10 protein-coding genes, 1 rRNA gene and 1 pseudogene are annotated in these 12044 nt (G+C 41.7%); 5 read left to right on the forward strand and 7 right to left on the reverse strand.

Going from position 1 to position 12044, the window contains the following annotated elements; genetic code table 11:
• Nucleotides 1–124: 124 nt before the first annotated feature.
• Nucleotides 125–1003 (forward strand): FHA domain-containing protein, encoded by an 879-nt coding sequence (locus tag CDG77_RS30760; protein WP_094333024.1) that lies wholly within the window; start codon nt 125–127, stop codon nt 1001–1003.
• Between the two features lie 461 nt (nt 1004–1464).
• Nucleotides 1465–3534, forward strand: coding sequence for a tetratricopeptide repeat protein (locus CDG77_RS30765; protein ID WP_094333025.1), 2070 nt, complete (start codon nt 1465–1467; stop codon nt 3532–3534).
• 25 nt (nt 3535–3559) lie between these two features.
• On the opposite strand, the gene CDG77_RS30770 is transcribed toward CDG77_RS30765, so the two are convergent.
• From CDG77_RS30770 to CDG77_RS30790, 5 genes are all read right to left on the reverse strand, one after another.
• The gene (locus CDG77_RS30770) at nt 3560–4342 is read right to left on the reverse strand and encodes a hypothetical protein (RefSeq protein WP_094333026.1); all 783 of its coding nucleotides are present in this window, start codon (nt 4340–4342) and stop codon (nt 3560–3562) included.
• Nucleotides 4343–4472: 130 nt separating this feature from the next.
• Nucleotides 4473–6005 carry a DUF1565 domain-containing protein gene (locus CDG77_RS30775; RefSeq protein WP_094333027.1) on the reverse strand — a complete coding sequence of 511 codons (1533 nt, stop codon included), beginning with the start codon at nt 6003–6005 and terminating at the stop codon, nt 4473–4475.
• A 596-nt stretch (nt 6006–6601) separates the two neighbouring features.
• Nucleotides 6602–7132, reverse strand: a complete 531-nt coding sequence (locus CDG77_RS30780; protein WP_094333028.1) for a pentapeptide repeat-containing protein — start codon at nt 7130–7132, stop codon at nt 6602–6604.
• A gap of 233 nt (nt 7133–7365) precedes the next feature.
• Nucleotides 7366–7548: a hypothetical protein gene (locus CDG77_RS37040; RefSeq protein ID WP_181154265.1), complete on the reverse strand. Its 183-nt coding sequence runs from the start codon at nt 7546–7548 to the stop codon at nt 7366–7368.
• Between the two features lie 284 nt (nt 7549–7832).
• Nucleotides 7833–9227: a TldD/PmbA family protein gene (locus tag CDG77_RS30790; RefSeq protein WP_094333029.1), complete on the reverse strand. Its 1395-nt coding sequence runs from the start codon at nt 9225–9227 to the stop codon at nt 7833–7835.
• Between the two features lie 311 nt (nt 9228–9538).
• On the opposite strand from CDG77_RS30790, the gene CDG77_RS30795 reads away from it, so the two are divergent.
• Both CDG77_RS30795 and rpsU read left to right on the forward strand, forming a co-directional pair.
• Nucleotides 9539–9862, forward strand: coding sequence for an RNA recognition motif domain-containing protein (locus tag CDG77_RS30795; RefSeq protein WP_094333030.1), 324 nt, complete (start codon nt 9539–9541; stop codon nt 9860–9862).
• A 125-nt stretch (nt 9863–9987) separates the two neighbouring features.
• Nucleotides 9988–10179 (forward strand): 30S ribosomal protein S21, encoded by a 192-nt coding sequence (rpsU, locus tag CDG77_RS30800; RefSeq protein ID WP_094333031.1) that lies wholly within the window; start codon nt 9988–9990, stop codon nt 10177–10179.
• 661 nt (nt 10180–10840) lie between these two features.
• Here the strand turns inward: rpsU and CDG77_RS30805 are convergent.
• On the reverse strand, nt 10841–10999 hold the full coding sequence (locus CDG77_RS30805) for a CopG family transcriptional regulator (RefSeq protein WP_094333032.1): 159 nt from the start codon (nt 10997–10999) through the stop codon (nt 10841–10843).
• Between the two features lie 546 nt (nt 11000–11545).
• On the opposite strand from CDG77_RS30805, the pseudogene CDG77_RS38125 reads away from it, so the two are divergent.
• A pseudogene (locus tag CDG77_RS38125) lies at nt 11546–11717 on the forward strand (transposase); the annotation flags it as partial.
• 75 nt (nt 11718–11792) lie between these two features.
• Here CDG77_RS38125 and rrf read toward each other — a convergent pair.
• Nucleotides 11793–11910: ribosomal RNA gene (rrf, locus tag CDG77_RS30820) — 5S ribosomal RNA — on the reverse strand.
• Between the last annotated feature and the right edge of the window lie 134 nt (nt 11911–12044).

The following is a 12044-nucleotide window of genomic DNA, read 5'->3' on the forward strand; positions in this document are numbered from 1 at the left end:
ATGTAAAAACGTCCAAAATTCATTGTTCCATCAGCAGTAATTGCTAAAATCTAAAGCTAGGCCCGCTCTCTGCTTGCCAGTCCTACCTAATTTTATGATGATCTTGAACAAAGGCTAAATATCGATGATCGTCTGCCCTAATTGCAATCATCCCAACCCTGATGGCGCTGTCCAATGTGAAGCTTGTTATACACCGTTACCTGCGACTACTAACTGTCCCAGTTGTGGAGCAAATGTGCAGGCAGATGCTGCATTCTGCGGTCAGTGTGGCTATAACCTTCACTCCGCAGGAGTTCCACACGTTCATAGTCCGGTAGCTACAACAGTTACTCCCGATGTTCCTGTGGAAGTACCGCCATTAGTTCCACCCGATCCACTATTAGAACTTTTACAACCAGATGCTTTGGGAATCAGCGGTTCTACTAACTCTCATCCTCCCAGTTCATCTTTACCACCAACAGAGATGGCAGTTCCTCCAGTGGCTCCTGCACAGGGAGTTGTTGCAGAAAGTAGCCCCCCAGAACCAATGCCAACCGTTGAAGCTCTACCCGTGGTCTCTGGACAAAGTATTCCTACTCCACCACCGTTAGAACCACCGCCAGTCTCTGAAGCTGAAGTACCCCCGCCAGCAGCACCAGTACCAACTGCAACTGTAGCCAGAACGCAATTGCAGCAGGTTATGGCGCGGTTAATCCACGTTCAAACCGATCGCCTAATTGAATTGCCACAAAATCTCTCTGTGATTCATATCGGCAAGCCTAATGACCGGATTCCTCCAGATATAGACGTTTCAGGATTTCCCAATTCAGAAGTTGTCTCGCGGATTCATGCAGATATTCGCGTTGAGGGAGACGCTCACTATGTAGAAGATGTGGGAAGTTCTAATGGTACTTACATTAATAACTTGCCACTTTTACCGGGGAACCGTCATCGATTGCGACCGGGCGATCGCATCAGCTTAGGTAAAGGAGACTTGATGACATTCCTCTTTCAACTTGCTTAACTGATTCTCCATTAATTGTGACATCAGTCTAAGCATTTTCTACCCATCCTCCGGCATTGATTTTGCAGGAGAAACAAATGCACCGCATCAGACAAGCGACGGATAACTATGTTGTTCACTTTAGCTAGATAAGTGATATCAAATAACTCCCCTTAATGGGGAGTCAGTAGTTAACGATGGTTAGTCATTGGTCAATGCACACAGCTAGTTTGAGTTTTTTAAACAGCAGCCTGCAATCTTAGGCTGCTGTTTGAGAAATGAACAATGACTAGACAAACCGCTTTTTCCAAACCCTCTAAAACGGGATTCTCTAGTGCTGGCATTACTGCGACTGATGCGAATATAGAGACCTGCTGAGTATAGATCCCATTGCCTCTACAACATTTAACCACTTAATTCTGTTATAGATTGGAGAGAGGCACGCCGCTTCAAAAACTGACCAACAGACTGAGATGGTTGTTATGAAGAGCAAAAATCAAGCTATTTTCGCTTTAATTGTAAAAAACACTATTGTCTTTTTACCCTTACTGTTATCCGTTGGAATTGCCAGTGGACAATCTGCACCATCACCTTCCCCAGCACTAACTCCTACTCCAGTCTTATCAAATCAGGAACGGGAAGAATTAACGCGACTAAGAGCCGAAAAGCGAATTCAACAGCAAGTTCAATCTGATTTTAAGAACGCTTTTAGCCGTACAACTATCTTAATCGATATCTGGCTAGTTATATTAAGTCTATTTCCAGTCGCAATCATTGCTTTATTTTGGCTTCTACGACGCGTGGTAATCCGAGAAATTGTTGAGAGAGCAATGCAACAATTACAGGGAATGGAAAAACTACAAAATCAGCTAGCTACTGTTAAGCAAGAGTCTGAAAATATTATTCAAGAAGCTAGAAAAATAAATTATGAATTAGAACAGGAAACGGTTAGTTTACAACAAAAAATTAAAACAGAACAAGAAAACTTATCTACCCTGACATCGGAATTCAATTTAGCTAAAGCACAGGTATTAAGTAGATTAGAAACTCAACTCAAAAAATCTCAAGAAAATATAGAAATCTTAGAGTCAAAATTTGCTTCTGGGCTATCTAATTTAGAGTTAGAAGCTCAACAACAAAGAGAGATAGCACTGGAAAATCTAGGAAATTTAGCATCTGTTCTGACACAAGAGTTGTCTAAGTTAAAGTTAGGTGTACAACAGCAGCAAGAACTAGCCCTTGCTGATTTAGAAGTATCAAAGTCTGAGTTCATCTCTCAACTTTCTGGATGGCAGTCTGATGCTCAAAATGAAAAAGATATAGTTATTGAAAGTTTGACAAAATTGCAGTTAGAATTTGTCGATAAATTATCAAAATTACAAGTAAATTCTCAACAAAAAAAAGATATTGCTCTTGAGGATTTAGGAGAAATAAATAATCAATTTAAATCTCAACTATCGGAATTGCAGGCGGATGCTCGCGAACAGAAAAATAAAATATTTGAGATTTTTGCAACATTGCAGTCAGAGTTTGCCGAACAACTATCTGAATTACAAATAGATGCTCAAAAGCGGAAAGAGCTAATCATTGAAAACTTAGAAAAATCTGGTTCTGAGTTTAGTTTACAATTCTCTGAATTGCAATGGAATGCTCAACAACAAAAGATTCTCATTTTGGATAAGTTAGAAAGATTAGAAACTGAGTTTGTATCTCAACTCTCGGATTTACAATTGGATGCCCAAGAAAGAAAGGATCTTATCCTTCAAGAACTAACTGAAATTACACCTGAATCTATCCTAGAGGCGGTGGATTCGGAAGTTGAAGAAGAAATCCAGGAACAGCCACAACAACCAGAATTCACTGCTGATGAGTATGTACAACAGGGAGATGAGTTGTTTTCCCAAAAACGCTATGAAGATGCGATCGCAGCTTACAACCAAGCGGTTAAAATCCAACCTGATGAGCCTGTGGCTTGGTTAAAACGAGGTTTAACTCTCGGAAGGTTAAAACGCTACAAAGATGCGATCGCGTCTTATGACCAAGCGATTAAACTCCAACCAGAGTATCATCAAGCTTGGTGCGATCGCGGCGTTGCTTTTGGAAACTTACAACAGCATCAACAAGCCTTTGCTTCATTTGATAAAGCTACACAAATTAAGCCTGATGATGCTGTAGCTTGGTTGAATCGCGGTCTTTCTCTAGTGGCTTTGGAACAGTATGAAGAGGCAATGGCATCTTTTGATAAAGCGCTAGAATTCCAACCAAATTCTCCCAAAATTTGGGATAAACGCGGTTATACTTTGGTAAGATTGGGACGCGATGATGAAGCGATCGCTAGTTTTAACAAAGCCTTAGAAATTAAGCCCGATTATGCCAGTGCCTATTACAACAAAGCAGCCTGTTACGCACTGCAAAGACAAGTTGAACTATCTCTGGTAACTCTCAAACAAGCAATTGAACTTAATTCCAGGTATAAAGAAGACGCGGCAACTGACCTAGATTTTGATGATATTGCTGATGATGAGCGCTTTAGACAGTTGGTTGCAGAGTAAAAAGTTATTTGTCATTTGTCATTTGTTATTGATTCTTCTCCTTCACTGCCTCACCCCCCATATCTGGCGGATTCTGTTCGCCAGACATCGCCTTGAGTTTAGATGTAAAAGACTCAGAGCGATCGCTTTTTTCTGGAGTAAATTGCCCGATAGGGGCATGAATAGCAGCCGGTGGGAGCAGTTTGGGCTGTCGTTGATGATGGCTTGATGATGGAGAAGGCAATGGAATTTCTTGTGAAGTTTGCCTTTGGCTGACAGCAGGCGATCGCTGAAGGGTGGCCGAAGAGGTAAACTTCCCAGTTAGGGGGGACTTCAAGACGGTTTTATTGTCTCTATCTTCCTGCTTCTCGTGTTCTTCACTCAAAGATGTCTTTTGTTCAGAACTTTTCAGTTGTAGAGTTGCAGTATTGCTGTATTGATAGCCGTTACGAATCTTTGCAGGTGGTAATTGAGGACTCGTGACTTTCTCTACAATCGGGTTTTTTTTGGGTAGCGGGAGGGCTGGTGCAGCAAATGAGGTTAAGCTTTGAGGAAATTTGCTACAAATCATCCGTTCAAATTCCATGTTGAAATGATATGTAGCCTGATCCCGGCGCTGCCAAAATACTAAAATTTGCTGCACGGAAACCGCTTTATAACGACCTTGATATAGTGCCTCAATCACTGCCAGGTGTAGCCAATTCAGTGGGTATTGCGTTTGCCAACGCTCAACTAGCTCATTGGCACTATACCCACTGAGGTCAAAACTATAGTTAATTAATAAAGCGATCGCCAAGTTGGCAGAAGTATCTGGAAGTGTTGTTAACATGGGGATATTAGCTTTAGGCAATAGGTCTAAGATTTTTCACCCATCGCATATTAGCGTAGCGTGCTTTTAACTACATGGTTTTTTTTTCCAAGAGTACCAAGCCGATAAGCAGTGTTTCCTATTCTACTTGTCAAGTTCTGGAATGCAACCCTACATAGACTGATTTAATCGCAGATGTTCGTCCAATGGCAACTAATGCCTGATAAACCATTGCTGCAACTTCGGCACGTGTTGCCAAACGTGAAGGTGCAAGTAGTTTGGGATCTGGGTAATTGACGATGATTTTTTGTTGTGTAGCAGTGGCTACGGCTTTTCGGGCGTAGTCGGGAACAGTATGACGATCGCTATATACTTCTAAAACATCGCTATCAGCAGGTGGTAGTCCCAATCCGTTTACTAGGGAGACAATCACCTGTAGTCGCTGGACGTGTCGATTTGGGCGAAAAGTGCGATCGCTAAATCCGCCAACAAAGCCACCACTAGCCGCGATTTGGATAGCGCTATAAGCCCAAAAATCCTTTGGTACATCTGTAAAATCAGGTGCTGAGATTTTGGGAAATGGGTTAAAGGCGATCGCTACCAGAGATGCATACTGGGCGCGAGTCATGGGTTTATCTGGCTGGTAGCTACCATCAGCAAAACGATGAGTTAAATCCATGCTTACTAGTGCCTGGATAAATGGTTCTGCCCAATGTTCATCTAGTTGAACAGGTGCGGGGAGGTTTTGAGGTGGTGATTCAGTCGCAGCCTCAAATAAACTGGTGTTAACTGCTACTTCATTAACTGGGAGCAATTCAAATAAGCCCTTGATTAGAGTATGATTCAACTGATTACCTACGGAAATCAGCTTTTGTGTAGTAGCATTATATAAATCAAATTCACTATTATCATGAAAAATATTATTAGCAGGCTCTTGGGTATTACCTAAGTCAGGAATTGCATTGCCATTGACAAATAGACCACCTTGGGTATTGTGAGTAATAAGATTTTGACGCAGTACTGGTTGGGCGTTGCGAGAAAGTGCGATCGCGGTGCGATTTTCTGATAATTTGTTATTTGCGATCGTCGGGGTAGCAAAGTCACTAATTGCTATGCCTAAAGGGTTTCTTTGAAATACATTCCGCAATACTTCTCCCTGGCTATGACCTGCCATCACTAACCCGCTAGCAGTATTTTGCACAAATATATTATCTAAAATTGCAGGTTTGGCATTACCAGTGGTAAACACACCTTCCCGTCCACAGTCCCTCAAAGTATTGTTAGCTAAAGCAGGTGCAGCTGATTCAATCCAGATACCAGTACCTTTGGTTGAAGGATTGGTGACAGTTATACCTAAAAGACTGGAGTTATCTAGTAAGAGCAGCGTGATATTTTGTATGCCAAAGCTGGCACTTTTATACTCCCCACTCCCAGAAATGACAATCCCTGCACCTTTATTAGCTTCGTTACCAACCACCGTTGTCCCTCCAGGGATGACTAGTGGAAACACCTCACCACTAGCGGCGCTGTAAGTGCCCGACTCCAGATAAATTAGCGGGGGGATTTTGGTTACTTTTAAGGCACGGGTGAGGCTTTTAAACGGACTCAACCGCGAACCAGTGTTGGTATCATTCCCTGTCATAGGGTTGATATAAAGTGTGACGAGGAGGGTAGAGTTCACCATTGATAGTTGAGAGTCAATTGTTTTAATTATGACAATCCTAAATAACACTACTTGTAGCAAACTTTTTTAAAGTAGTATCCCTGTCTATAGAAAATGTATCCACCTTGCTTTTTATTGCAAGCGGATAATCTGTACGCACAAGTTATAGACTCTCGTCCAACATTCTGAGTTTTCATCTCAGCGTTCGGTTTTCCCAGTTTAAAGTTCCAATTTTTGAGGGTGATCGCCTATAGCGGTTTTCAACTGCATGAAATCCAGACCACTGTGGGATAGCAATGGCACTGCTTGCTGTGCCCCTCACAGGTATCCATACATAGTGACATACTGAGAACGCCAAAGGCGAACCCGCAGGATACGAGAACCGCTATGTTAATGAGATTCTTTCTAAAGAAGTTATATCTAAGACATACACTACTCTGTGTCTGTGTGTCTTCAGTTAAACACCCACCTAAGTCAAGTATACGAAGAGAATTGACTTTAGAGGAAGTTCTAAACGGAAAGCAGCTTTCCTTAATGGATAAAATCAGGCTGATAGATTGAGTCAGCAGCCTAGATAGAATACATTCCCATACTCCAGATGGGAATGAAATTAGAATTTAAATATTCTCATCTAGGATGGTTCCTTCTAAATTTGCTCCCTCTAAATTTGCTCCACTCAAATTTGTCTGGTGCAAATCTGCTTGGGTAAGATTTGCCTGGGATAAGTCTGCTACAGTTAAGTCTGCACCACTCAAATCGGCTCCATCTAGATTCGCCGCAATTAAATTTGCTTCCTGCAAATCTGCTTCAGTCAAATTAGTTTCGATCAACTTAGCAACTGTCAAATCAGCTTGACTCAAATTAGCTCCTTCCATTGCTGCTCCATCCAAGATAGCTCCATCCAGGATAGCTCCGCTTAAGTTGCTACCAATGAGGTTAGCATTGCTCAAATCTGCTCCATTTAAGTCAGCTTCAATCAAACTGGCGTGGGCTAAATTAGCGTGACTCAGATTAGCTCCATCTAAAATTGCTCTATCTAAAATTACGTCACTGAGATTAGCTTCCCTTAAGTTTACCTCGCTCAAATTGACACCAGTAAAGTCTCTAACACCTGCGGCATAGTTTTTCAGAAATTGATCTGCTTTCATAATCTGTCGCTCTGCTTGCTAAGGAACATTTAATTGAGGCTATCAAGATTATCCAGACAGGCAGTAAATCCCCAGCACGCGCCACGTGAGGATTGATATGGTGAATTAAATTAGAGTGAATACTAAATCACTCTTATCTACATTAGCCATCTTCGACTTCTAGCGCTACTACCTAGAGTTGTGAGTTACTTTCATCCTTGGGAGGGATGTTTAGGGATGGAAAAATTTAAGTATTAGTGCAAAATTAGTGCAAAGCGATCGCTATAACCAGATGCAGTTGGTAGCGATCCAGTTCTAAGTAGTCTCGAAAAATCAGATTTTGATGAACCTTGGCTATTTGGCTTGGAGGTGGATAACGGTTTAAGCAAAAAAGATATTGCCGGAGTTAATGCTTTTCTGTAACGTGGTGGCGGCATTTTGACAACACGCGATCGTCAGGATATGGGCTGTTCGATGTGTGGTTTAGTTGATATTGGCGATCGTCAAAAAAGAGCCACGTGCTTTATGAAGATATTAAAACCTACGCAAGTAACGTGGCTTTCTGGCTGGCAAATTTATTTCAATTAAGGCATTTTCTGGTGAGAATATTAGTCTATCAAACTAGCTTTGAGAGTTTGTAGTAAGCACTTTAGTCCATACTACGAACCTGCATCAATTTAAACTTGAGTTAACCCGGAGTAAAAGTTATGGTACGCGTAGTTCACATTTCTCCACCAACCACTACATCTTGAATTCGGAGACTAGGACCACCACAACCTACTGACAAACCATTTTGCCCTCCTTTACCACAACCCCCAGATTCATCCCAGTAAAAATCATCACCAATTGCTTCAATATCCGCTAAAGTTTGGAATACATTTCCTGAAAGCGTTACATCCCGCACAGGTTCAGCAATTTTGCCGTTCCTAATCATCCAGGCTTCCCCAGCACTAAAGGTAAACATTTCCCCATTCGTCATTCCACCTAACCAATTACGGGCATAAACTCCTTCTTTGATATCAGTGAATAAGTCTTTGACTGGCGTTTTACCCCGTTCAATCCAGGTATTTGTCATCCGTACAATAGGATTAAAGTGATAATTCAGACATCTAGCGTTACCAGTAGGCGCTTCCTCTAATTTGCCAGCAGTTTCACGAGAATGTAAACGTCCAACTAAAACTCCATCTTTAATTAATTGAGTAGTTGTAGCAGGCGTGCCTTCATCGTCGTAAAAATAGCTGCCGCGATGTCCCTCTGGGGCCGCACCATCAAAAATTTGGAGTTCTTCTGGGCCAAATTGCCGTCCAATGGTCATCACTTCTAGCAGATCGGGGTTTTCATAAGCCATATCAGCTTCAGAAAGATGTCCAAAAGCTTCGTGGACAAACAAACCCGTGAGAATTGGATCGATGACTACGGTATAAGTATTACCTTTGACCGATGGTAGGGATAAAGCTGCGATCGCTCTTTGAGCCGCACCTTTTACTTGTTCATCCAAATCAGTTAAATCTTCGTAAGCTTTGCGAGAGCCAGTAGTTTCCCGTCCAGTTTGTACAGTTTCGCCATTTCTGGCGGTGGCGGCAAAGCGCATTTCCATATCCACCCAAGATTGCTCAATCAAAGTACCTTCTGAGGTAGCGACGATCACTTTTTGGGCGCTGTCACCGTAACGCACCGAGGTCGTGGTAATGCGGTCATCAACGCTTTTGAGCAATTCAGTATAGCGATCGCATAATTGTTTTTTCTTTGAGAGTGCGATTTTTCTGGGGTCGCTGCCTTTTAGAGGTAGAACGCATATTGCTTGCACTGGGTCAATAGGTGCAAGTAAAGTTTCTTCATCACCAACCATCCGCGCCGCAGCGATCGCTTCTTCTATCCGATCTTGAATTGTTCCTAGTTGGTTAAAGCAGCTCAACCCCCATCCACCTTTATAACAAGCGCGAATATGACCACCAATGGAGATGCCTTCACTGAGGGTTTCTACCTTATCGCCACGCAACAAGATATCAGTCCCCTCTGCTTCTTCAAGGCGGATCATCAGATAATCTACACGCTCTGAATAGCGGGCGATCAGGTCAGAAAGTAAATTTTGTGCGTCAGCAAGTATAGTTGGCATTTTCAGGTAGTTACAGTGACGAACTGCATTTATTTTCCAATTATTTGGGCAATTTCTGCTACCCAATATCGGAGTTCACCCATAAATCTAAGACTTAGAGGATGTTTGAGAAGCCTAATAGCGATCGCTGACTCTTAGTACTTCCTTTTTTACAATGGGTAAGAACTGAATGATGTGCTAAGGTAGTTAGGTGAGAATAAAATTCGGTTACAGCGTTTGTTTTTAGTATTGACAGGCTTTTCCCTTTTGGTCTTAACAAGCTTGTCTCCGAAATCTAAATCTCTACACACCTATGATTTTGGAGATAACGCATGTCAATTTATGTAGGTAATCTATCCTACGAGGTTACACAAGAAGACCTCACCACAGTTTTTGCAGAACATGGTTCCGTAAAACGCGTTCAGTTGCCTACTGACCGTGAAACAGGTCGTCCACGCGGCTTTGCTTTCGTAGAGATGGGTACAGAAGCTGAAGAAACAGCTGCCATTGAAGCTCTTGATGGTGCTGAGTGGATGGGACGCGATCTCAAAGTGAACAAGGCCAAACCGAAGGAAGATAGAAGTGGTTCCTTTGGTGGTGGTGGTGGCGATCGTCGCGGTGGCGGCGGTGGTGGATACAACCGAGGACGCTACTAAGCTTAAGCTTTAAGATCAAAAATTAAGTTTTAACGTCTTAAGGGCAGAATCATTATCTGCCCTTTTTGCGCTCCGGTCTACTGGATAGCTTGAAATTGCCCAGTACCAATTAAGTAGGAGATGAAATGACCCAAGTATTTGTGGGCGAAAATGAAGGAATTGAGTCAGCCTTACGTCGATTTAAGAGGGAAGTTTCCAAAGCAGGTATTTTTCCAGACATGAGAAAGCATCGTCACTTTGAAACACCTTTGGAAAAACACAAGCGCAAAGAAGTTGCAAGGCACAAACAACGTAAGAGAAATTTCCGTCGCAATTAAGAACAAACATACCTACCCACGGTAAGCTACGCGAACACACTCTCTCATAATATTCTGGGCGATCGATTTCCTCTTAGATATTGAATCTAAAAGGTAGGTTTTGGCAAAGCCATCACTGATTGTGGGATAATAGATGCAAATAAACAAGTTAAGTAAGCATTTTTTTCTTCTCTCTGTATCGCGCCAGTTGCTTCTCCTGTTGGAGACGCTGCGCTAACAACGGGGAACGCGCTCAAGTACTAGACTTCTCTGCGCGTCTGCGGTAGCCTGCTGCAAGCCACTCCGCCATCTACGTTAACAAAATTAGACTTTGCACAAAGAGTTTTAAGCTTAACCCAAGCGTATTGGTCTATAGAGTAGTTCGTCAAACTAGAGGTGTTTGGGCAGGAATGCTATTCCCTGCCTTTAAACTCCGCTAGTTATTTTCCTTGAATACGCTGGCAATGAATGATAAAAACATAACGAATTTGCGGATTCGTATGTAGGCAAACTATCAGATCAAAACCATCCATGTTGGGTATGGCTAAATTAGCAGCATTACATTTAAATTGTGTTCATCTGCTACCAATAGTGCTGTTTTCAGGACAATAACTGTGAAACACTATATTTCACTTTCAAGAGATGTACTTATCATGGTTTTGTTCAGTACGATTTACTAAGTTTAAGAAACTTTTTCCTCTTGAGTAGAAAGAGAGCGAACTAACTCCCGAATTACATCGGTTGCTGGTCTCCCTGTCATTAAACAGTATTGTTCTAACTTCTGTGCTTCGCTTGATGTCAGATTGATTGTAAGTCTTTTAGCAGCCCATTTTTTATTCATGTAGTAGACAGATAAGCTATATTTTTAAACTACTTCTCTAATATCAATCTTTTAAGCTGCTACTACAATGGTATAAGTAACGACATCTAATTCAAGTAATCATGAAGCAGGATATGATATTTTTCTAAACAATAGTGAAGAGGTAGGCATCACTGTGCCAAAACGGGAAAATTGTATGCTAAGACTGAAAGCCCTGCCAAGGAAGCATCTTAACCACTTGTTTTTCTAAAGTACCCAAGAGTTGCTGATTATCCTTAGTTTGTTGGTGCAGAGTAGTATGTATTCCCTGCACCTTGATAATATTTTGGAAAAAAGTATTCGTATTTTCTATTGCTACATAATCAAGCTATATACCGAAATTACTTAGAAAAGTTTAGTAACTTTTTTAACGCCAATTGTGCTACTTCTTCGGCACATTGAGACGTTACTTTCTGATACCGTAATGTGGTTTGAATCTTTTCATGTCCCATCAGCGCCCTGAGTTCTTCAATTTCCATTAGCCCCACTCACTCTGTAACAAAAGTATGCCATAGGTTATCATTACTTATGAAAAATAAGTTGCTTCCCTTGATGGATAAAATTTTACTCCGCAAGCGGGCTGTAATTAGAGTCTGTCAATGACCAAGTTAAGAAAATTTGCCAAGTTGAAAGACATCGGAGTGTACTTAACTTTATGGTTAACCTTTTAGCTCGGCGTTTATACTTACCACGAGAATAAACCTTCTGAGATAATTATCCAAAAAAAAGCCGCAAGCATTGATGTGAGCTTGCGGCTTTTAGTAAGTATAAATATCCCTGGCACCGAGCTATTTTTGCGTAGGGCTACCCCTAAACTATCGTTGCCGCAACAGCGTTTCACCTCTGAGTTCGGGAAGGGTTCAGTGTGGTTCCACCGCGCAATAGACACCAGGAAAACTTTTAATTGCTAATTCGTAATTCGTAATTCGTAATTAAAGAATTAGAAATCAGAATTACACAGCAACCCTGAAGACTGCACAGTAACGCTAAACCAAATGTTTTCATAACAAGTAATTTCGAATTCCGA

Origin of the sequence: Nostoc sp. 'Peltigera membranacea cyanobiont' 213 (assembly GCF_002245975.1) — a bacterium.
In the GTDB taxonomy this organism is placed as follows: Bacteria; Cyanobacteriota; Cyanobacteriia; order Cyanobacteriales; family Nostocaceae; genus Nostoc.